Raw genomic sequence first — 20,806 nt, 5'->3', positions numbered from 1 at the left:
GTCAGAGATACCGTCGGGGCGAGCCTAGGGCGCGGGGTGCCGCCAGTCCAGTCGAATTAAAGAAACGCTTGCGTTTCGATCGAGCCCGTCGTAGCTTATCTGTACGAAACCGTTTCGTATCGACGGAAGAGATGGAATGCCGGCATGACGATCCTTCAGCTGAAGCCCCGGAGCACCGTCGTACGCGCGGCCGGACTGGTGGACGTACCCGCCGTGGTGCGCCTGCTCGCCCCGTCTGCGACCTCGCCCCGTCCGGCGCTCCCGGTGCCGGAAGGTCCCGCCGTGGACTGGGACCAGGCGCAGCGCGCCATGCGTCTGATGCTGGCCCACTACGCCCTCGAAGAGGGTGAGGTGTGGGTGGCCGAGCGCGCGGACGGCCAACTCCTCGCGGCCGCGGTGTGGCTGCCGCCCGGCACCGGGACCGAACCCCACCACACCCGCTTCGGCAGCCTCCTCGCCCGCGAACTCGACATCTCAGTTCCGAAGGAGCCGAAAGAGCCGGTCCTGCCGGCGGCACTGCGGGCGGCGGGCCTCGACGGGCCGCACTGGACGGTGGTCGCGGTCTGCGCGCCGGACGACACGGAGGCCTGGGACCGTAGCGTGGTCGCCGAGCTGCTGGCCCCCGGCCTGCGCGCCGTCGACGCCAAGGGCGCCAGTTCCGTTGCGGCCACGATCTCCCCGCGCCACATGGACCAGTTGCGCCCCCTCGGATTCCGCCACCCTCGCGCGGCCCGGCTCGCGCCGGGGGTCGGAGTGTGGCTGGCGCCCCGCGATCCGCTCAGCCACCTGGCCGCCTGACACCCAGGCGTCCACTGGTCACGCCGTTCGGAAACCCGGCCCCAGCGCAGCCGGTCACTCGCGGAGACGCCGCACCCTAGGAGCCGGTGCCCCGCGAAGGCGCCGCACCCCCGGAGCCTGCCGTTCGCAAACCCGGCCCCCAGCACAGCCGGTCACCCCCGAAAGCGCCGCACCCCCGGAGCTTCCCGTTCGGAAACCCGGCCCTACGCACAGCCCGTCACCCCCGAAGCCGCCGCCCCCTCAGTCTCGCGGCACCCCAGAAGACCCCCGCACCATCAGCTCCCCCCGAACCGTCGCGATCCCCCCGGGCGGCGGTTCCTCGCGCCCCATCGCGATGCGTCCCGCCCGTGCCCCCGCCTCCGCGAGTGGCAGTCGGACCGTCGTCAACGCAGGCACCGCGTCGATGCTGAACGGGAGATCGTCGAAGCCGGCGACGGACACGTCGTCCGGGATGCGCAGTCCGGAGTCCCGCAGCGCGGCACACGCGCCCAGTGCGACGGAGTCGTTGGCGGCCACGACGGCCGTCAGCGACGGGTCCCGGCGGAGCAGTTCCAGCGTTGCCTCGTAGCCCGACCGGCGGTCGTAGCGGCCGTGTACCGTCCAGCGCGGGTCCTCCTCGATGCCGTGCGCGGCCAGCGCCTCACGGTGGCCCTCGAGGCGGTGCCGGGTTGTCGTCCGTTCTTCGGGTCCCGCGATGTAGCCCAGCCGCCGGTGTCCGAGGCCGATCAAGTGCTCGGTCAACTCCCGCCCGCCCCCGCGGTTGTCGAAGGTCAGCGCGATCGCCTCGGTGTCCGGGGCCGGCGGCCGGCCGCACAGGACGACCCGTGTGCCCGCGTCGCCCAGCCTCCGCAGCTTCGCGGCCACCGCCGCCGCGTGCGGCTGGTTCTCCACGGCACCGCCGGTCAGCACCACGGCCGCCGCCCGCTGCCGCTGGAGCAGGGTCAGATAGGTCAGTTCACGCTCCGGCGAACCCCCGGTGTTGCAGACGACGGCCAGCCGCTCACCCCCGGCACGTCCCCCCGGCCCCCCGATCTCCGACTGGACCGCACCCGCCATGATCCCGAAGAACGGGTCGGCGATGTCGTTGACGAGAATCCCCACCAGGTCCGAGGTCGCCGCCGCCAGCGCGCTCGCCGGGCCGTTCAGCACGTAGTCCAGCTCGTCCACGGCCCGCAGTACCCGCTCGCGGGTGGAGGCTGCCACGGGATAGTTCCCGTTCAGCACGCGCGACACCGTCGCGGGCGAGACCTGCGCGCGGGCCGCCACGTCCGCCAGGGTCACCGTCATCTCGTCGTCCTCCGGTCGCGCATCTCGTCGTACCTCTTCGTACTCGTCAGGCTTCGGCATACGTCGTCGTAGACAGGCCGGTCGCGGCCACGGTTCCCCACATGCCGAGCAGACCTTAAGGCCATCGACCCCTGTTGTTCGCCCCCTCGAACAACTCGACCTCGTTACGGTCTTGTCCAGACCCCTGGTCAGAGGCTAGCTTCTCACTAGATAGAAAGCGCTTGCTGTACGGCTCACCTCGCTCGCCTGTGACGCGAGGGGCGTACGCGGCGCACCACCGCGTACAACGCCCACGAAGGGAATGACGTGACACGCAAGACGGTGCGTATCGCCATGAACGGCGTGACCGGGCGCATGGGTTACCGCCAGCACCTGGTCCGCTCGATCCTGGCCCTCCGTGAACAGGGCGGCCTCGACCTCGGCGACGGCACCGTGCTGTGGCCGGAGCCGATCCTGGTCGGCCGCCGCGAGCACGCGCTCAGGGCGCTCGCCGAGCAGCACGGCCTGGATCCGGAATCCATCTCGACCGACGTCGACACGGTCCTCGCCGACCCGACCGTCGACATCTACTTCGACGCCCAGGTGACCTCCGCCCGCGAGGAGGCGCTCAGGAAGGCCATCGCCGCGGGCAAGCACATCTACACCGAGAAGCCGACCGCCACCGGCCTGGAGGGCGCCCTGGAGCTGGCGAAGCTCGCCGCCGACGCCGGCATCAAGCACGGCGTCGTCCAGGACAAGCTCTTCCTCCCCGGCCTGCTGAAGCTGAAGCGGCTCATCGACGGCGGCTTCTTCGGCCGGATCCTCTCCATCCGCGGCGAGTTCGGCTACTGGGTCTTCGAGGGCGACTGGCAGGCCGCCCAGCGCCCCTCCTGGAACTACCGTGCGGAGGACGGCGGCGGCATCGTCGTCGACATGTTCCCGCACTGGGAGTACGTCCTGCACGAGCTGTTCGGCCGGGTGAAGTCCGTCCAGGCCATCGCCACCACCCACATCCCGCAGCGCTGGGACGAGAACGGCAAGCCCTACGACGCCACCGCCGACGACGCCGCCTACGGCATCTTCGAACTCGACGGCGGCGCGATCGCCCAGATCAACTCCTCCTGGACCGTCCGCGTCAACCGCGATGAGCTGGTGGAGTTCCAGGTCGACGGCACGGAGGGCTCGGCCGTCGCCGGTCTGCGCAACTGCCGCGTCCAGCACCGGTCCGCCACCCCCAAGCCGGTGTGGAACCCGGACATCCCCGCCACCGAGGTCTTCCGCGACCAGTGGCAGGAGGTGCCCGACAACGCCGAGTTCGACAACGGCTTCAAGGCCCAGTGGGAGCTCTTCCTCAGGCACGTCTACGCCGACGCCCCCTACCACTGGGACCTCCTCGCCGGCGCCCGAGGCGTCCAACTCGCAGAACTGGGCCTGAAGTCCTCGGCCGAGGGCGTCCGTCTCGACGTACCGGAGATCGCGCTGTGACCATCCGACTCCCGGACGCCGAAGGCGGGTTGAGGGCGTACGAGCCCCGCCCCGAGCCCCTCGCCGTCACCCCCGGCGCCCCCTTCACCTCTCGTACGGTCTTCTCGGCGGCCCATGTCGTCGCCGACCCGTTCGCCGACGTCACCCCCGACTCGCCCGCCGCCGTCGACTGGGACGCCACCCTTGCCTTCCGCCGCCACCTGTGGTCGCACGGCCTGGGTGTCGCCGAGGCGATGGACACCGCCCAGCGGGGGATGGGGCTGGGCTGGGCGGGGGCGGCCGAGCTGATCCGGCGCAGCGCCGCCGAGGCCAGGTCGGTCGGCGGCCTCATCGCCTGCGGCGTGGGCACCGACCAGCTCCCTGTCACCGAGATCGGCTACCCGTACAACCTGGACGAGATCCGGACCGCGTACGAGGAGCAGCTCGCGGTCGTCCAGGAGGCCGGCGGGCAGGCCATCCTGATGGCCTCCCGGGCCATGGCCGCCGTCGCCAAGAGCCGCGAGGACTACCTGGAGGTCTACGGGCACCTGCTGCGTCAGGCCTCCGAGCCGGTGATCCTGCACTGGCTCGGCCCGATGTTCGACCCGGCCCTGGAGGGCTACTGGGGCTCGACCGGCCTGGACGCGGCGACGGCCACCTTCCTGGAGGTCATCGCCGCTCACCCCGACAAGGTCGACGGCGTCAAGATCTCCCTGCTGGACGCCGAGCGCGAGATCGACGTGCGCCGCAAGCTTCCCGACGGCGTCCGCTGCTACACCGGCGACGACTTCAACTACCCCGAGCTGATCGCGGGCGACGAGCAGGGCTTCAGCCACGCCCTGCTCGGCATCTTCGACCCGCTGGGGCCGCTGGCGGCCGAGGCGGTACGGGTGCTGGACACCGGGGACGCGGCCGGCTTCCGGGCGCTGCTCGACCCCACCGTCGAGCTGTCCCGCCATCTCTTCCAGGCCCCGACCCGCTTCTACAAGACGGGCGTGGTCTTCCTGGCCTGGCTCGCGGGCCACCAGTCCCACTTCACGATGGTCGGCGGCCTGCAGTCGGCCCGCTCGCTCCCGCACTTCGCCCGCGCCTACGAACTCGCCGACGGACTGGGCCTGTTCCCCGACCCGAAGCTGGCGGAGGAGCGGATGAAGAACCTGCTGAGCCTGTACGGAGTGAACCAGTGACCGGCATCGAACGCTTCAGCATCAACCAGATGACGGTCAAGCAGCTGAGCATGCCCGAACTGGCCGACGCCTGCGGCCGGTTGGGCATCCGCAACGTCGGCCTCTGGCGTGATCCGGTCCAGTCGTACGGCCTGGAGGCGACCGCCAAGCTGGTCCGCGAGGCGGGCCTGACGGTGACGACTCTGTGCCGCGGCGGCTTCTTCACGGCGATCGACCCGGGGGAGCGGGCCAAGGCCCTCGAAGACAACCGCCGAGCGATCGACGAGGCGGCCACGCTCGGCACGGACACGCTGGTCCTGGTCTCCGGCGGCCTTCCGGCCGGTTCGAAGGACCTGCACGGCGCGCGGGAGCGGATCGCCGACGCGCTGGGCGAGTTGGGGCCATACGCCGAATCTCACGGCGTACGGCTGGCTATCGAGCCGCTGCACCCGATGTACGCGGCGGACCGCTGCGTGGTCTCCACCCTCACCCAGGCCCTCGACCTCGCGGAACGCTTCCCCGCGCAGCAGGTCGGCGTCACGGTGGACACGTACCACATCTGGTGGGACGACAACGCGCCCGCGCAGATCGCCCGCGCGGGCGCCGGCGGCCGTATCCACACCTTCCAACTGGCCGACTGGACCACCCCGTTGCCGGAGGGCGTGCTGAACGGCCGCGGTCAGATCGGGGACGGCTCGATCGACATGCGGGAGTGGCAGGGGTACGTCGAGGCGGCCGGGTACACCGGGCCCATCGAGGTCGAGCTGTTCAACGACGCGCTGTGGGCCCGGGACGGGCGGGAGGTGCTGGCGGAGACGGCGGCGCGGTTCGTGGAGCACACGGCCGGGTGACAGGCGGGCGCTGTGTACGGTGCTCACTGCCGCGCCGACACCGGCAGTGAGCCGCCGTACCCCCGTGCCCCGTGCTTCCCTCGCGGTGCGACGGGTCCTCCCCCGGGCAACAGGATGTCAAGGCACAGCGCCCGGATCCTTGGCCGGGCGTGCACGGATCTTGGCGATTCCTGCACGCTTCCGTGCGATGAGCGGCGGGCTCGTCAGGTGCGGTGGCGGTAGTCCCTGGGCGCCATTCCGTACTCCCGCCGGAAGACCCGGCTGAACGCCGCCGGGTCGGTGAAGCCCCAACGGGCCGCCACCGTCTGGATGGAGCGGGCGCGCAGGCGCGGGTCGGCGAGGTCGCGGCGGCAGCGCTCCAGGCGGCGGTGGCGGATCCAGGCGGCCGGCGTCGCGCCCTCCTCGGCGAACAGCTGGTGGAGGTGGCGCACCGAGATGCCGTGGGCTGCCGCGACGCCCGCCGGGGAGAGCGACGGATCGCCGAGGTTCTGGTCGATGAAGTCCCGGATCCGGGTGTGCAGGGCGCGGCGGCGGGCCTCCGGCGTCAGCGCGTCCTCGGCGTCCAGACAGTCGCCGAACACGGACGCGAGCAGATCCGTGGTGACCGAGGCCAGCGTCGGCACATCGGCCTCGGTGAACTCGTCGGCGCGGGCCGCGATGTCGGCCAGCCAGCGGTACAGCACCCCACCCAGGCCCCGGTCCAGCGGAATCGGCTGGGCCAGCAGCCGCCGTACCGTCCGCGGCGGCAGCGGCAGCACCGCGCGCGGCATCGCGACGATCACCGTCGACGCGGTGTCCGACGACATGCAGTGCCAGGACTCGTACGGCAGGCTGCTGTCGATGAGCAGCAGGTCACCGGCGCGGAAGGCCCGGTCGTGGCCGTCCTGTGCGACGACTCCCTTGCCGTGGAGCTGGCAGTTGAACAGGTAGACCTCGGGATCGAAGCGCCGGATGAGCCGGGTCGTGCGGACGGACACCAGATGCTCGAAGGCCACCGAGGAGATCCGCACATCACCGAGCGGCAGCGTGCGCAGCGTGGCGCGGAAGTCGCCCCGGCAGTCGGTGCGCAGCAGATGGGGCATGTACGTGCGCGCGCTGATGTCCTGCCACAGCTCGAACCGCTCAGCGGCAGGCACCACCTCGGTCGTGAACTCCTGCATCAGCATCGGCGTGCACCCCCACCCGCACCGCGCGGGAAGCTCTGGGCCCTCGTCCTTCGGGCCATCGTAGGGACCCCGCGCGCGGGCGGACCGAAAAATTCTGGAGAGACCGTGCAACCCTTCCGGCAGTCCGCGGGTCGTACTTGGCATCAGGACTTCTGGAGGGGGATCTGGGGGGATCGCGGGGGTTCTGATGCGGAGGGGAAAACATGAGGGGGCCCGGTCGATGACCGGGCCTCTTCAATTCTGTTTCATCCTCACAGGGCATCCACCTCTGCCGCCGTGGGAAACGACTCCTGCGCGCCCGGCTTCGTGACGGCCGCCGCTCCGACCCGGGCCGCGTACGCCGCCGCCTCGACCAGGGACGCGCCCGCGCTCAGCTTCCAGGCCAGCGCGCCGGTGAACGCGTCACCCGCGCCCGTCGTGTCCATGGCGTTCACCTTCACGGACGGGACCCGGGTGACACCCTCGTTGGAGGCCACCAGCGCACCGTCCGCGCCCAGGGTCACGACGACCGACCGCGGGCCCTTCGCGAGCAGGATCCGCGCCCAGTCCTCGGGGGAATCCCCCACGGCGGCCGCGCCCAGGATCACCTTCGCCTCGTGCTCGTTCACGATCAACGGGTCGCAGGCGGCGAGGAGTTCGGACGGCAGGGGGCGCGGGGGTGACGGGTTCAGTACGAAGCGGCTGCCGTCCGCGAGGTTCCTCGCCACCTCCACGACCGTCTCCAGCGGAATCTCCAGCTGCGCCGAGACCACCCGGGACGCCTGGAAGAGGCTGGCCGCGACCCGTACGTCCGGTGGCGTCAGACGGGCGTTGGCGCCCGGCGAGACCACGATGCTGTTGTCCCCGGACGGGTCCACGGTGATCAGCGCCACCCCGGTCGGAGCGCCGCCGACCAGGAGACCCACCGTGTCGACGCCGGCCGCCCGCTGCGAGTCGAGCAGCAGCCGCCCGTGGTCGTCGTCGCCGACCCGGGCCAGCAGCACCGTACGGGCCCCCAGCCGGGCGGCCGCGACCGCCTGGTTCGCGCCCTTGCCGCCGGGGTGGACGGTCAGGTCGGAGCCGAGCACCGTCTCCCCGGCGGCGGGCCTCCGCTCGACGCCGATCACCAGGTCGGCGTTGGCGGAACCCACGACCAGGAGGTCGTAGTCGTACATGGAATGTCTCCCCGATTCGCCCAGGACCATCTCATCTCGAACATGGTCGCTCGCATCGTAGGTACTCCCACAGGCCGCGGTGCTCGCCACTGCGGTCTGTCGGTGCCTGCCGGTACCGTCGGATCATGGCCAGTCAGGCGGGGAGTTCTACGGGCGAGCGGCATCTCGCCGTACTTGAAGGCGTCCTGGAGCGGATCACGTATGCCAACGAGGAGAACGGCTACACGGTCGCCCGGCTCGACACCGGCCGCGGCGGCGGGGATCTGCTGACCGTCGTCGGGGCGCTGCTCGGGGCCCAGGTCGGGGAGTCGCTGCGGCTGGAGGGCCGCTGGGGCTCGCATCCGCAGTACGGCAAGCAGTTCACCGTCGAGAACTACACGACGGTCCTCCCGGCCACCGTCCAGGGCATCCGCCGCTATCTCGGCTCCGGTCTGGTCAAGGGCATCGGGCCGGTCTTCGCCGACCGGATCACCCAGCACTTCGGCCTGGACACCCTGCAGATCATCGAGGAGGAGCCCAAGCGGCTCATCGAGGTCCCCGGGCTCGGTCCCAAGCGGACCAAGAAGATCGCCGACGCCTGGGAGGAGCAGAAGGCGATCAAGGAGGTCATGCTCTTTCTGCAGACGGTGGAGGTGTCCACGTCCATCGCCGTCCGCATCTACAAGAAGTACGGCGACGCCTCGATCTCCGTGGTGAAGAACCAGCCCTATCGCCTTGCCTCCGACGTCTGGGGCATCGGCTTCCTCACCGCCGACAAGATCGCCCAGTCCGTCGGCATACCGCACGACAGCCCGGAGAGGGTCAAGGCGGGCTTGCAGTACGCGCTGTCGCAGGCCACCGACCAGGGCAACTGCTACCTCCCCGAGGAGCAGCTGATCGCCGACGCGGTGAAGCTGCTGCAGGTCGACACCGGCCTGGTCATCGAGTGCCTCGCCGAACTGGCCCAGCCGGACGAGGAATCCGGCGAGCCTGGCGTCGTACGGGAGAAGGTGCCGGGCTCGGACGGTGGAGCCGTCACCGCCGTGTACCTCGTCCCCTTCCACCGCGCCGAACTCGCCCTCTCCGCCCAGCTGTTGCGCCTCCTGCGCACCGACGAGGACCGGATGCCCGGCTTCCATGACGTGGCCTGGGACAAGGCGCTCGGCTGGCTGAAGGGGCGTACGGGCGCCGAGCTCGCCCCCGAACAGGAGGCCGCCGTCAAGCTGGCGCTGACGAAGAAGGTCGCGGTCCTCACCGGCGGGCCCGGCTGCGGCAAGTCCTTCACGGTCCGCTCGATCGTCGAACTGGCCCGCGCCAAGAAGGCGAAGGTCGTCCTCGCCGCCCCCACCGGCCGCGCCGCCAAACGCCTCGCCGAACTCACCGGCGCCGAGGCCTCCACCGTCCACCGGCTGCTGGAGCTGAAGCCCGGCGGGGACGCCGCCTACGACAAGGACCGGCCTCTGGATGCCGACCTGGTGGTGGTGGACGAGGCCTCGATGCTGGACCTCCTGCTCGCCAACAAGCTGGTGAAGGCGGTGCCCCCGGGAGCGCATCTGCTGTTCGTCGGGGACGTCGATCAGCTGCCCAGCGTCGGGGCCGGCGAGGTGCTGCGCGATCTGCTGGCCGAAGGCAGCCCGATCCCCGCCGTCCGCCTCACGCGCGTGTTCCGCCAGGCCCAGCAGTCGGGCGTGGTGACGAACGCGCACCGGATCAACTCCGGGCAGCATCCGGTCACCGACGGCATGAAGGACTTCTTCCTCTTCGTCGAGGACGACACGGAGGAGGCCGGCCGGCTCACCGTCGATGTGGCGGCACGGCGGATTCCGGCCAAGTTCGGGCTCGACCCGCGCCGTGACGTCCAGGTGCTCGCGCCCATGCACCGGGGGCCCGCGGGCGCTGGCAACCTCAACGGCCTGCTCCAGCAGGCGATCACACCCGGGCGCCCCGATCTGGCCGAGAAGCGGTTCGGCGGCCGTGTCTTCCGGGTCGGCGACAAGGTCACCCAGATTCGCAACAATTACGAGAAGGGCAAGAACGGTGTCTTCAACGGCACTGTCGGCGTGGTCACCTCGCTCGACCCGGTCGACCAGCGCCTCACGGTGCTGACCGACGAAGATGAGGAGGTTCCGTATGAATTCGACGAACTGGACGAACTGGCCCATGCCTACGCGGTGACGATTCACCGCTCGCAGGGGAGTGAATATCCGGCGGTGGTGATCCCGGTCACCACCGGGGCCTGGATGATGCTTCAGCGGAATCTGCTGTACACCGCGGTGACCCGGGCCAAGCAGCTGGTCGTCCTCGTCGGTTCGCGCAAGGCGATCGGACAGGCGGTGCGGACGGTGTCCGCGGGACGCCGCTGCACGGCCCTCGACTTCAGGCTCTCGCCGCGGCCTCTGAACGGCTGACGAGAGGCCGTGTAAAAAATGATCGATCAAATGAGTCGTTTGGGTCACACAGCACTAGCAGACGGGGAACAAGAAGGGGCAGGATGAACAGTTGGCGGCACTCAGTGCCGCCAATAGGCCCAATGGTCGACCCCGAGTGCACTCACCTGCGCCAAATGGGGGATGGTAGAGACAGTCAGGGCAACCTCGAAGATGAGGCACAACGTCGGTGAGGGAAGACGTGAGCGACAACTCTGTAGTACTGCGGTACGGCGACGGCGAGTACACCTACCCGGTGATCGACAGCACCGTCGGTGACAAGGGCTTCGACATCGGCAAGCTCCGCGCCCAGACCGGTCTGGTGACGCTGGACAGCGGTTACGGCAATACCGCCGCGTACAAATCCGCCATTACCTATCTGGACGGCGAAGCGGGCATTCTGCGGTACCGCGGCTACCCGATCGAGCAGCTGGCCGAGCGCTCCACCTTCCTGGAGGTCGCCTACCTGCTGATCAACGGCGAGCTGCCGACCGTCGACGAGCTCACCACGTTCAAGAACGACATCACGCAGCACACCCTGCTGCACGAGGACGTCAAGAACTTCTACAAGGGCTTCCCGCGCGACGCCCACCCGATGGCGATGCTGTCGTCGGTCGTCTCGGCGCTGTCGACCTTCTACCAGGACAGCCACAACCCGTTCGACGAGACGCAGCGCAACCTCTCCACGATCCGGCTGCTCGCCAAGCTCCCGACGATCGCGGCGTACGCGTACAAGAAGTCGATCGGCCACCCCTTCGTCTACCCGCGCAACGACCTCGGGTACGTCGAGAACTTCCTGCGCATGACCTTCTCGGTGCCGGCTCAGGAGTACGACCTCGACCCGGTCGTGGTCGCCGCCCTCGACAAGCTGCTGATCCTGCACGCGGACCACGAGCAGAACTGCTCGACCTCCACGGTGCGTCTGGTCGGCTCCTCGCAGGCGAACATGTTCGCCTCGATCTCCGCGGGCATCTCCGCGCTGTGGGGCCCGCTGCACGGCGGTGCCAACCAGTCCGTCCTGGAGATGCTCGAGGGCATCCAGGCCTCCGGCGGCGATGTCGACTCCTTCATCCGCAAGGTGAAGAACAAGGAGGACGGCGTCCGGCTGATGGGCTTCGGCCACCGGGTCTACAAGAACTTCGACCCGCGCGCGAAGATCATCAAGGCGGCGGCGCACGATGTCCTCTCGGCCCTCGGCAAGTCCGACGAGCTGCTGGACATCGCGCTGAAGCTGGAGGAGCACGCGCTCTCCGACGACTACTTCGTCTCGCGCAGCCTCTACCCGAACGTCGACTTCTACACCGGCCTGATCTACCGCGCCATGGGCTTCCCGACCGAGATGTTCACGGTCCTCTTCGCCCTCGGCCGCCTCCCGGGCTGGATCGCCCAGTGGCACGAAATGATCAAGGAACCCGGCTCCCGCATCGGCCGCCCGCGCCAGATCTACACGGGCGTGGTCGAGCGCGACTTCGTGCCGGTGGAGGCTCGCTGACACCTGCTGGTGAGGGGCGCCGGGTCACTGGTGCCCCGTCACTGGGGTCGTGCTCTGAGCAAAAAGCAAAAAGAAGGAAGGCGCCCTGCGCCGGTCCCCCCACGGGCCGACGATCAGGGCGCCTTCCCATGTCCCGGTGCGGATTCCCCCCACGGGATCCGGCCGGGCGTCTGTGAGAAACCAGCGCCTGAAATCGCTGTCGAGCAAACTGCCGAGGCAGTTTTTGAGTAAAACGAGCGGACTCGTCGTACTCCTGGGGTGTGCGGTCTGCCGGGACAGCGCACGATCGGGAGGGCCGCTCAAAGCTTCCCGTCTGTACGTGCCCCGGCAACGCAGCTCTGAGGAAGTCCCCCAAGACATCCTCAGATGTCAGTTGGCGCCCCCCAAGACGCTTCCCGACATCGTCAACTTAGACCTTCGAACCCCTTCGATGGTTACCTTCACATCACTGTGATCTGCGTCTCTTGCATATGTCCGTTAGATGCGCAAGAGCCCCGATTCGGTGATCGGGGCCCTATCGTAAGGAAGATGCGCGAGCCTTGTGAAGAGCTTATGTGAGGCTCGTCGCGGACTCCAGGGGGTCTCTCACCTCTACTTCCGCGTAACCAGCGGTAACTTCAGCGGAACGTCCGCAGCCGAAGGCTGTTCGTCACCACGAACACGGACGAGAAGGCCATCGCCGCCCCGGCGATCATCGGGTTCAGCAGCCCCGCCGCGGCCAGCGGCAGCGCGGCCACGTTGTAACCGAACGCCCACACAAGATTTCCCCTGATCGTGGACAGCGTCTTCCGGGACAGCCGGATCGCGTCCGCGGCCACCCGCAGATCCCCGCGCACCAGCGTCAGATCGCTCGCCTCGATCGCCGCGTCCGTCCCCGTACCCATCGCCAGCCCGAGATCGGCGGTGGCGAGCGCCGCCGCGTCGTTGACGCCGTCACCGACCATGGCGACCGTACGTCCCTCGCGCCGCAGCCGCCGTACGACCTCGACCTTGTCCTCGGGCAGCACCTCGGCGATCACCTCGTCGATCCCGACGGCCCGCGCGACCGTCTGAGCGACCGCCCGGTTGTCGCCGGTCAGCAGCACCGGCGTCAGCCCCAGCGCGCGCAGCTCGCGCACGGCCTCGGCGCTGGTCTCCTTGACGGCGTCCGCGACGGCGACGACACCGCGTGCCACTCCGTCCCAGCCGACCACGACGGCCGTACGACCGCTGCTCTCGACCTCGCCCTTCGCCCGGGCCAGCTCCTCGGGGAGACCTTCATAGAGGCGCCCCACGGCCACCTCACGGCCCTCCACGCGCCCTCGCACACCCCGCCCGGGTATGTTCTCGAAGCCCTCGGCCGACGGCAGCGGTCCGACGCGCTCCTCGGCGCCCGCGGCGACCGCCCTGGCGACGGGATGCTCGGAGGCGTGTTCCAGGGCGCCGGCGAGCCGCAGCAGCTCCTGCTCGTCGACGCCTTCGGCGACGTACACCTGCTGGAGGGTCATGCGGCCGGTGGTGACCGTTCCGGTCTTGTCCAGGACGACCGTGTCGACGCGGCGGGTGGACTCCAGGACCTCGGGGCCCTTGATGATGATGCCGAGCTGGGCGCCGCGGCCGGTGCCGACCATGAGGGCGGTCGGGGTGGCCAGGCCCAGCGCGCACGGGCAGGCGATGATCAGGACCGCGACGGCCGCGGTGAACGCGGCGACGGTGTCGCCGGTGAGGCCGAGCCAGGCGCCGAACGCGGCGACCGCGATGAGGATGACGACCGGCACGAAGACCCCGGAGACCCGGTCGGCGAGCCGCTGCACCTCGGCCTTGCCGTTCTGTGCGTCCTCCACCAGCTTGGCCATCCGGGCGAGTTGGGTGCCGGCGCCGACCCGGACGGCCTCGACGACCAGCCGCCCGCCCGCGTTGACCGTGGCGCCCGTGACCGCGTCCCCGACCGTCACATCCACCGGCACGGACTCGCCGGTCAGCATGGAGGCATCGACGGCGGAGGAGCCCTCCACGACCGTCCCGTCGGTGGCGACCTTCTCGCCGGGCCGTACGACGAACCGGTCACCGACCGCCAGCCGCGCCACCGGAATCCGCACTTCCCGCCCGTCACGCAGGACGGCGACATCCTTCGCGCCGAGTTCCATGAGCGCCCGCAGAGCGGCCCCCGCGCGGCGCTTGGAGCGGGCCTCCAGATAGCGGCCCAGCAGGATGAACGCGACGACTCCGGACGCCACTTCGAGGTAGATCGTCGACGCGCCGTCCATGCCGCCGACGGTCAGCCGGAAGCTGTCCCGCATGCCCGGCATGCCCGCGTCGCCGAAGAACAGCGCCCACAGGGACCAGCCGAACGCGGCCAGCGTGCCGAGCGACACCAGGGTGTCCATGGTGGCGGCGCCGTGCCTGAGATTCGTCCAGGCGGCCTTGTGGAAGGGCCATCCGCCCCAGGCGACGGCGGGCGCGGCGAGGGTGAGCGCGAGCCACTGCCAGTAGTCGAACTGGAGGGGCGGGACCATCGACAGCAGAATGACCGGGATCGCGAGCAGCGCGGAGACGGTGAAGCGGTGCCGGTAGGACGTGAGTTCGGGGTCCTCGGGCGGCGTCGCCTCGCTGACGGGCGCGGGCTCCTCGGCCGTATAGCCGGTCTTGACGACCGTGGCGATCAGGTCGGCGACCTCGAGGTCTGCGGGGTAGCTGACCTTGGCCTTCTCCGTCGCGAAGTTCACCGTGGCCGTCACACCGTCCATGCGGTTGAGCTTCTTCTCGACGCGGGCCGCGCAGGCGGCGCAGGTCATCCCGCCGATGAGCAGCTCGACCTCGGAGGTCGCGGCTATCGGCGCGGGAGCGGTGGAGGCGGTGGTGGTGACGGTGACGCCGGTCATGCGCTCAGGGGCTCTCGGGGTGCTCTCAGACCGTACCGACGAGTTCGAAGCCGGCCTCGTCGACGGCGGTGCGCACGGCCTCGTCGTCCAGTGCGGTCTCCGAGGTGACGGTGACCTCGCCGGTCGAGGCGACGGCCTTCACCGAGCTGACGCCGGGGAGTTCGGAGATCTCGCCGGAGACGGCGCCCTCGCAGTGTCCGCAGCTCATCCCGCTGACCTTGTACGTGGCGGTGATGCTCATGTCGTAACTCCTCGTGGAGGCATGTGAGGCTGACGGGACCCAGGGGAGCCCCATACCCACAGAGTATACCCCTAGGGGGTACCTCTCCAAGCTCAGGGAGTCGGCGTCGCGGTGAGGTCCGTGCGGCCGAGTCGGTCGCCGACCATCGGGTCCAGGTAGCGGATCAGTACGTTCTTCAATTCCTGTATGTACGCGTCGCGTTCGGCGCCTTCGTGGGCGAGCACCAGCTCCAGGCCGGCCATGTACATCCCCAGGACCACATGTGCGATGCGGGTGATGTCGGTGGCCGGGGTGTCCGGCAGGAGTGAGGAGAGTAGCCCCTCCACCCGGGAGAGCAGGGTCGCATGCAGCGCGTCGTGGTCCTCGGCGATCCGGCCGGGGACGTCGGGGCCGTGCATCAGCGCGAAGAACACGGGGTGTTCGCAGTTGAAGGCGATGAAGCGGTCGACAGCCGCACCGACGGCCTCCTCCAGCGGGGTCGCGGGGTCGATCGGCGCGAGAGCCTCGCCGTACGCCTCCCGCATCTCGTGCATGAGCCGGTCGCCCAGCTCGATCGCGATCGCTTCCTTGTTCGGGAAGAACTGGTACAGCGTGCCCGGCGAGACGCCCGCCTCACGGGCGATGGCGTTGGCGCTGGCCGCCGTGTAGCCGGTCGTGCAGAAGACATGGGCCGCGGCCTCCAGCAGCTGGGCGATGCGGCGCTCACCGCGGGCCTGGCGCCGGCGCGGCTGGTCCTTCTTCTCTTGCTTCTCCTGCTTCTCCTGGTTCTCGGGCACGCGGTTATCCCCAGTTCTCCGAACATCATTGACAAACACGAGTGATCGCTCGCATTCTGGAGTCGGAACGCGAGCGATCTCTCGTGTTTTCCAGTCTACGGTTTCCACGGTGAAGGGGACACCGCACCATGACCGAAGTCAACAGCCCGCCTCGGGTCGGAGCCTGGACCCGTTTCGTCACCGCACGACCCCGGTTATCGCTGCTCGCGGCCCTGGTGCTGACCGCCCTCGCCGTGCTGGCCGGCGGCGGTGTGGCCGACCGGCTGGGGAGCGGCGGCTGGGAGGACCCGGACGCCGAGTCGACCTACGCGACCAGGGCACTGGAGCGTGAATTCCCCGACTCCCAGCCCAACTTCCTGCTGCTCGTCGACGCGGGCCGCGCCTCGGTCGACGATCCGGCGGTCGCCGCCGAGGCCGAGCGTCTCGCCGAGCGGCTGGCAAGGGAGAAGGGCGTCATAGTCGTCGGCTCCTACTGGCAGGCCGAGCCCTCGGCGGCTGCTGCCCTGCGCGCCAAGGACGGGCACGAGGCTCTGATCGCCGCCCGGCTCACCGGCGATGAGACGGCGATGGGCGAGACCCTGGACCGCATCGTGCCCTCGTTCCGCGGCACGCACGGCCCGGTGGAGGTGAAGGTCGGCGGCATGGTCGCCGTGCGGCACGAGATGCAGACGATCATCCAGGAGGACCTGACCCGCGCCGAGGTGATCGCCCTGCCGGTGACCCTCGTCCTGCTGGTGATGGTCTTCGGCAGCGCGGTCGCGGCCCTGCTGCCGCTCGGCATCGGCATCGTCGCGATCCTGGGGACGAACGCGGTACTGCGCGGCCTCACCGAGTTCACCGACGTCTCCATCTTCGCGATGAACCTGACCACGGCCCTGGGCCTCGGACTGGCCGTGGACTACGCCCTGTTCATCGTCCGCCGCTACCGCGAGGAACTCTCCACAGGAGCCGAGCCGTTGACAGCGGTCGGCACCACACTGCGCACGGCCGGCCGCACCGTCCTCTTCTCCGCCCTCACGGTCGCGGTGTCGCTGGCGGCGATGCTGCTCTTCCCGCAGTACTTCCTGCGGTCCTTCGCCTACGCGGGTATCGCCGTGGTGCTGCTGGCCGCGGCGGCGGCGCTGATCCTGCTCCCGGCGGCGCTGATGCTGCTGGGGCACCGGGTGAACGCACTGGACCTGCGGAAGCTGTTCCGACGCGGGAGGCAGTCCAAGGTGACCGCAGCCCCCGGCACCTCTGACGAAGAAGGTTCGGCCTGGGCGCGCACCGCGTCCCTCGTCATGGGCCGCGCCCCGTTCTTCGCCCTGGGCACCACCGCCGTGCTGGTCCTCCTGGGCCTGCCGTTCCTGGGCGTGAAGTTCGGCACGGCGGACGACCGCCAACTGCCGTCCAGCGCCGAGTCCCACGTCGTGCAGCAGCACATCCGGGAGGGCTTCCCGGGCAGCCCCGGCGGCGGCCTCGAAGTACTGGCCGAGGGACGGGCGACCGAGGCGCAGTACGCCGCCTACAAGCAGCGGATCGCCGCCCTCCCCGACGTGCTGCGGGTCGAGGGCCCGCTGGTGAAGGGCGACTCGGCCTACTTCACCGTGCAGCCCGAGGGCGAGCCGGTCGACGACCCGGCCCAGCGACTCGTCGGCGAACTTCGGGAAACGGACGCCCCCTTCGACACCAAGGTGACCGGCACTGCGGCCGTCCTGGTCGATTCAAAGGACGCGATCGCCGAGCAGCTTCCCTTGGCGGCGGCCTTCATCGCCATAGTCACCCTGCTCCTGGTCTTCCTCCTCACCGGCAGCGTGCTCATCCCCATCCAGGCGGTGGTGCTCAACGCGCTCAGCCTGACGGCGATGTTCGGCGCGGTGGTCTGGATCTTCCAGGACGGCCACCTCTCCGGCCTGCTCGGCTTCACCAGCCCCGGCTCCATCGAGACCACCCTCCCGGTCCTGATGTTCTGCGTGGCCTTCGGGCTCTCCATGGACTACGGCGTCTTCCTGCTCTCCCGCATCAAGGAGGAGTACGACCACACAGGCGACCACCAACAGGCAGTCCGGCACGGCCTCCAGCGCACAGGCGGACTGATCACCGCTGCCGCCGTCATCCTGGCCGTGGTGATGGTCGCCATAGGCACCTCCCGAGTAACCAACACCAAGATGCTCGGCCTGGGCATCGCCCTGGCGGTCCTCATGGACGCCATGATCATCCGCAGCCTCCTGGTCCCAGCGGTGATGCGCCTCACGGGCAGGGCGACTTGGTGGGCACCCCGTCCGTTGCGCCGCTTGCATCAGCGGTTCGGCTTGAGCGAGGGCGATGGGGCCGGAACGGCACAGCCGGACGCGACGGAGGCAGGGGAGGAGACAGGGGACAAGGTGACAGCCCACGGTTGAGCAGTGCGCCCCGTAGGGGCGCGGGGAACTGCGCGACCAGCCACGATGATGCCGCAGACAACAACCGGCATATAGCGGCACCCACCTCGGAGGCTGAGACACATGCGCGCAGTGATGTTCGAGCGATACGGCCAACCGCCCGAGGTCAGAAATGACGCCCCCGACCCAACCCCCGCCCCCCACGGAGTGACCGTAAGAGTCGAGGCAACCGGCCTCTGCCGCAGCGACTGGCACGGCTGGCAAGGCCACGACGAGGACATCACGCTCCCCCACGTCCCGGGCCATGAACTCGCCGGTGTAGTCGAGTCGGTGGGCGACCGAGTGACCGCATGGCGCCCCGGCGACAGAGTGACCGTCCCCTTCGTCTGCGCCTGCGGCACCTGCGCCTCCTGCGCGGCGGGCGACCAGCAGGTGTGCGAACGCCAGACCCAGCCCGGCTTCACGCACTGGGGCTCGTTCGCCGAGTACGTCGCGCTGGACCACGCCGACGTCAACCTCGTCGCGGTGCCCGACGGCATGTCGTTCGCGACGGCGGCCTCGCTGGGCTGCCGGTTCGCGACGGCGTTCCGGGCGGTGGTGCAGCAGGGCAGGGTCGCGGCGGGGGAGTGGGTCGCGGTGCACGGCTGCGGGGGCGTGGGCCTGTCGGCGGTGATGATCGCGGCGGCGTCCGGAGCGAGGGTGATCGCCGTCGACGTATCCGCCCAAGCACTGGACCTGGCAAGGAAGTTCGGGGCGGCGGAGTGTGTGGACGGGATGAGGACGCCGGACACGGCGGCGGCGATCCGCGACCTTACGGGCGGCGGCGCACACCTCTCCCTGGACGCCCTCGGCGCACCCGCGACCTGCGCCGCCTCCGTGAGCGGCCTGCGCCGCCGGGGCCGGCACATCCAGGTCGGTCTGCTGCCCTCGCCCACGGGCACCACCCCCGTCCCGATGGCCCGCGCGATCGCCCTGGAACTGGAACTCCTCGGCAGCCACGGCATGGCGGCTCACACCTACCCGCCCATGCTGGAGCTGGTCCGGACAGGCGCCCTGCGCCCCGACCTCCTGGTCACCTCCACCATCACGCTGGACGCGACACCGGCGGCCCTCGCCGCGATGGGCACGGCACCGGGAGCGGGGGTGACGGTCATCGAGCCGTGGAGCTGAACGCGCCGCGCCTGCCCGGCCGCGCTTCCGGGCAGGCACGGGGCATTCAGCCTTGCCGACGGGCGGTTCAGCCCTCTCGACGGGCCGTTCAGTCGTCTCTACGGGCCCGGTTGCCCGGGCGGGAAGCGACCCACGCCCGGACGGTGTCCGCGTACCAGTAGGGTTTGCCGCCCTCCACATGGTCGGGTGGCGGCAGCAGCCCGTGCTTGCGGTAGGACCGCACGGTGTCCGGCTGCACCCGGATGTGCGCCGCGATCTCCTTGTAGGACCAGAGCCGTCGGTCGGTCATGAGGTGCACCTCCCTGCGCGCACCGCGGCGGCAGCCGGGAACGGCCGTCGGGGGTACCGGGCGCTGCGCTGGCGATCACAAAGCCTGTGCCCGGTGAACGACGCAGAGTGAGCGCGGGTCAGGGCCTGTGCACGGGGTGTGACGGATGACTCGCGAACATGCGACATGTGTGACGCAAGGGAGTCATTTGTGACACGAGGGTTGCTTGCAGCGCCCGTAAGGGGCGCGGGGCTGTATCGATTTGCGGCTCCGCCGCGTGGGCGCGAACAACCCCCACAACCCCCACAACCCGCACCCGCCCTACTCCCGCAACCCACCAGACCAGTAGGCGCCCGGCCCCACCCCGGAGGGCTACGCCCCGCAAGACCTCAAAAACGCCCGCGTCCGCACCGCAATAGGCAACGGCACATCCGCCGCACACGGATACATGTCCTGCTCCACAATCGCGAACAGATCCACATCCAGCCGCTGCGCAGCCTCCAGCACCGGCCCCAACGCCGGCACCCCGGACGGCGGTTCGCACATCACACCCCGCGCCACCGCAGGCCCGAACGGCGTCCCCTCCGCCCGTACCTCCGCCAGGATCTCCGGATCCACCTGCTTGAGATGCAGATACCCGATCCGCGAACCGTACGTCTCGATGAGCTTGACGCTGTCCCCACCGCAGTATGCGTAGTGCCCGGTGTCCAGGCACAGCGACACCAGATCGGAGTCGGTCGCGTCCAGGAACCGGACGACGTTCTCCTCGGAGTCGATGTGCGTGTCGGCGTGGGGGTGGACGACGATCTGCAGGCCGTACTCCTCCCGCACCCGACGCCCCAGCCGCTCGGTCAGAGAGGCGAGGTTCCGCCACTGCTCGGCCGTCAGAGAGCTCGGCTCCAGCACCTCACCGGTCTTGTCGTCCCGCCAGAAGGACGGGATGACGACCAGATGCTTCGCCCCCATGGCCTGCGCGAGCACCGCGTTGTCCGCGACATGCGCCCACGTCTTCTCCCACACGGCCTCACCGTGATGCAGCCCCGTGAAGACCGTCCCGGCCGACACCTTGAGGCCACGCCTCGCGGTCTCCTCGGTGAGCACGGCGGGGTCGGTCGGCAGATAGCCGTACGGGCCGAGCTCGATCCACTCGTAGCCGGACTGCGCGACCTCGTCGAGGAAGCGCTGCCAGGGAACCTGCTGCGGGTCGTCGGGGAACCACACACCCCAGGAGTCGGGCGCCGACCCGACCCGGATGCGGGACAGTGAGGACTGTGGTGACAACGAAGTCATGGCGGCCAGCTTCCGGTCGCACGGCAGGGCCTGTCAAGCTCTGGTCCGAATGTCTGGACAAAACATTGACAGGGCTCG

16 protein-coding genes are annotated in these 20,806 nt (G+C 69.8%); 8 read left to right on the top strand and 8 right to left on the bottom strand.

Translation table 11 applies throughout. From position 1 onward, the window contains the following. Positions 1-144 precede the first annotated feature (144 nt). Positions 145-798 (top strand): hypothetical protein, encoded by a 654-nt coding sequence (locus AB0I98_RS10155; RefSeq protein WP_362938131.1) that lies wholly within the window; start codon positions 145-147, stop codon positions 796-798. A 240-nt stretch (positions 799-1,038) separates the two neighbouring features. On the opposite strand, the gene AB0I98_RS10150 is transcribed toward AB0I98_RS10155, so the two are convergent. Next, positions 1,039-2,085: a LacI family DNA-binding transcriptional regulator gene (locus AB0I98_RS10150; protein WP_362938342.1), complete on the bottom strand. Its 1,047-nt coding sequence runs from the start codon at positions 2,083-2,085 to the stop codon at positions 1,039-1,041. A 306-nt stretch (positions 2,086-2,391) separates the two neighbouring features. Here AB0I98_RS10150 and AB0I98_RS10145 point away from each other — a divergent pair, with 306 nt between their 5' ends. From AB0I98_RS10145 to AB0I98_RS10135, 3 genes are read left to right on the top strand one after another with little or no spacing between them, the layout of a single operon-like run. Beyond that, the gene (locus AB0I98_RS10145; protein WP_362938128.1) at positions 2,392-3,549 is read left to right on the top strand and encodes a Gfo/Idh/MocA family oxidoreductase; all 1,158 of its coding nucleotides are present in this window, start codon (positions 2,392-2,394) and stop codon (positions 3,547-3,549) included. Next, positions 3,546-4,715: a dihydrodipicolinate synthase family protein gene (locus AB0I98_RS10140; protein WP_362938124.1), complete on the top strand. Its 1,170-nt coding sequence runs from the start codon at positions 3,546-3,548 to the stop codon at positions 4,713-4,715. Before AB0I98_RS10145 ends, AB0I98_RS10140 begins: the two co-directional genes overlap by 4 nt. After that, positions 4,712-5,545: a sugar phosphate isomerase/epimerase family protein gene (locus tag AB0I98_RS10135; RefSeq protein ID WP_362938121.1), complete on the top strand. Its 834-nt coding sequence runs from the start codon at positions 4,712-4,714 to the stop codon at positions 5,543-5,545. The genes AB0I98_RS10140 and AB0I98_RS10135 overlap by 4 nt, the downstream gene beginning before the upstream one ends. Positions 5,546-5,748: 203 nt before the next feature. Here the strand turns inward: AB0I98_RS10135 and AB0I98_RS10130 are convergent, their stop codons facing one another. Together AB0I98_RS10130 and AB0I98_RS10125 are read right to left on the bottom strand one after the other, a co-directional pair. Then, positions 5,749-6,711, bottom strand: a complete 963-nt coding sequence (locus AB0I98_RS10130) for a helix-turn-helix domain-containing protein (RefSeq protein ID WP_362938118.1) — start codon at positions 6,709-6,711, stop codon at positions 5,749-5,751. Between the two features lie 251 nt (positions 6,712-6,962). Further along, positions 6,963-7,865: a ribokinase gene (locus AB0I98_RS10125; protein WP_362938115.1), complete on the bottom strand. Its 903-nt coding sequence runs from the start codon at positions 7,863-7,865 to the stop codon at positions 6,963-6,965. Positions 7,866-7,990: 125 nt separating this feature from the next. On the opposite strand from AB0I98_RS10125, the gene AB0I98_RS10120 reads away from it, so the two are divergent. Both AB0I98_RS10120 and AB0I98_RS10115 read left to right on the top strand, forming a co-directional pair. Further along, positions 7,991-10,252, top strand: a complete 2,262-nt coding sequence (locus AB0I98_RS10120; RefSeq protein WP_362938112.1) for an ATP-dependent RecD-like DNA helicase — start codon at positions 7,991-7,993, stop codon at positions 10,250-10,252. A gap of 220 nt (positions 10,253-10,472) precedes the next feature. Next, positions 10,473-11,762, top strand: a complete 1,290-nt coding sequence (locus AB0I98_RS10115; protein WP_362938109.1) for a citrate synthase — start codon at positions 10,473-10,475, stop codon at positions 11,760-11,762. Positions 11,763-12,379: 617 nt separating this feature from the next. Here AB0I98_RS10115 and AB0I98_RS10110 read toward each other — a convergent pair. The 3 genes from AB0I98_RS10110 to AB0I98_RS10100 form a co-directional block, all read right to left on the bottom strand. Then, on the bottom strand, positions 12,380-14,623 hold the full coding sequence (locus tag AB0I98_RS10110; RefSeq protein ID WP_362938106.1) for a heavy metal translocating P-type ATPase: 2,244 nt from the start codon (positions 14,621-14,623) through the stop codon (positions 12,380-12,382). 25 nt (positions 14,624-14,648) lie between these two features. Beyond that, positions 14,649-14,864 carry a cation transporter gene (locus AB0I98_RS10105; RefSeq protein WP_362938103.1) on the bottom strand — a complete coding sequence of 72 codons (216 nt, stop codon included), beginning with the start codon at positions 14,862-14,864 and terminating at the stop codon, positions 14,649-14,651. Positions 14,865-14,956: 92 nt separating this feature from the next. Next, on the bottom strand, positions 14,957-15,640 hold the full coding sequence (locus AB0I98_RS10100; protein WP_362938100.1) for a TetR/AcrR family transcriptional regulator: 684 nt from the start codon (positions 15,638-15,640) through the stop codon (positions 14,957-14,959). 128 nt (positions 15,641-15,768) lie between these two features. Between AB0I98_RS10100 and AB0I98_RS10095 the strand changes: the two genes are divergently transcribed. Both AB0I98_RS10095 and AB0I98_RS10090 read left to right on the top strand, forming a co-directional pair. Continuing rightward, positions 15,769-18,021: an MMPL family transporter gene (locus AB0I98_RS10095; protein ID WP_362938097.1), complete on the top strand. Its 2,253-nt coding sequence runs from the start codon at positions 15,769-15,771 to the stop codon at positions 18,019-18,021. A gap of 102 nt (positions 18,022-18,123) precedes the next feature. Then, the gene (locus tag AB0I98_RS10090; RefSeq protein ID WP_362938094.1) at positions 18,124-19,170 is read left to right on the top strand and encodes a zinc-dependent alcohol dehydrogenase family protein; all 1,047 of its coding nucleotides are present in this window, start codon (positions 18,124-18,126) and stop codon (positions 19,168-19,170) included. 88 nt (positions 19,171-19,258) lie between these two features. Here AB0I98_RS10090 and AB0I98_RS10085 read toward each other — a convergent pair whose 3' ends face one another. Together AB0I98_RS10085 and AB0I98_RS10080 are read right to left on the bottom strand one after the other, a co-directional pair. After that, a complete protein-coding gene (locus AB0I98_RS10085; protein ID WP_362938091.1) occupies positions 19,259-19,459 on the bottom strand; it encodes a MerR family transcriptional regulator in 201 nt (66 codons plus the stop codon). A 351-nt stretch (positions 19,460-19,810) separates the two neighbouring features. Continuing rightward, positions 19,811-20,728 (bottom strand): sugar phosphate isomerase/epimerase, encoded by a 918-nt coding sequence (locus tag AB0I98_RS10080; protein WP_362938088.1) that lies wholly within the window; start codon positions 20,726-20,728, stop codon positions 19,811-19,813. Between the last annotated feature and the right edge of the window lie 78 nt (positions 20,729-20,806).

The sequence above is a fragment of the Streptomyces sp. NPDC050211 genome, from assembly GCF_040656035.1.
GTDB lineage: Bacteria > Actinomycetota > Actinomycetes > Streptomycetales > Streptomycetaceae > Streptomyces.
The sequence above is the reverse complement of the archived record's forward strand: the minus strand, read 5'-3'. Positions and strand labels throughout refer to the sequence as shown.

What these genes read in the sequence shown, in the direction of transcription:
- AB0I98_RS10125 (WP_362938115.1), bottom strand. Translation starts at nt 7,865, where the DNA reads ATGTACGACTACGACCTCCTGGTCGTGGGTTCCGCCAACGCCGACCTG.
- AB0I98_RS10105 (WP_362938103.1), bottom strand. Translation starts at nt 14,864, where the DNA reads ATGAGCATCACCGCCACGTACAAGGTCAGCGGGATGAGCTGCGGACAC.
- AB0I98_RS10110 (WP_362938106.1), bottom strand. Translation starts at nt 14,623, where the DNA reads ATGACCGGCGTCACCGTCACCACCACCGCCTCCACCGCTCCCGCGCCG.
- AB0I98_RS10150 (WP_362938342.1), bottom strand. Translation starts at nt 2,085, where the DNA reads ATGACGGTGACCCTGGCGGACGTGGCGGCCCGCGCGCAGGTCTCGCCC.
- AB0I98_RS10130 (WP_362938118.1), bottom strand. Translation starts at nt 6,711, where the DNA reads ATGCTGATGCAGGAGTTCACGACCGAGGTGGTGCCTGCCGCTGAGCGG.
- AB0I98_RS10090 (WP_362938094.1), top strand. Translation starts at nt 18,124, where the DNA reads ATGCGCGCAGTGATGTTCGAGCGATACGGCCAACCGCCCGAGGTCAGA.
- AB0I98_RS10095 (WP_362938097.1), top strand. Translation starts at nt 15,769, where the DNA reads ATGACCGAAGTCAACAGCCCGCCTCGGGTCGGAGCCTGGACCCGTTTC.
- AB0I98_RS10120 (WP_362938112.1), top strand. Translation starts at nt 7,991, where the DNA reads ATGGCCAGTCAGGCGGGGAGTTCTACGGGCGAGCGGCATCTCGCCGTA.
- AB0I98_RS10080 (WP_362938088.1), bottom strand. Translation starts at nt 20,728, where the DNA reads ATGACTTCGTTGTCACCACAGTCCTCACTGTCCCGCATCCGGGTCGGG.
- AB0I98_RS10085 (WP_362938091.1), bottom strand. Translation starts at nt 19,459, where the DNA reads ATGACCGACCGACGGCTCTGGTCCTACAAGGAGATCGCGGCGCACATC.
- AB0I98_RS10155 (WP_362938131.1), top strand. Translation starts at nt 145, where the DNA reads ATGACGATCCTTCAGCTGAAGCCCCGGAGCACCGTCGTACGCGCGGCC.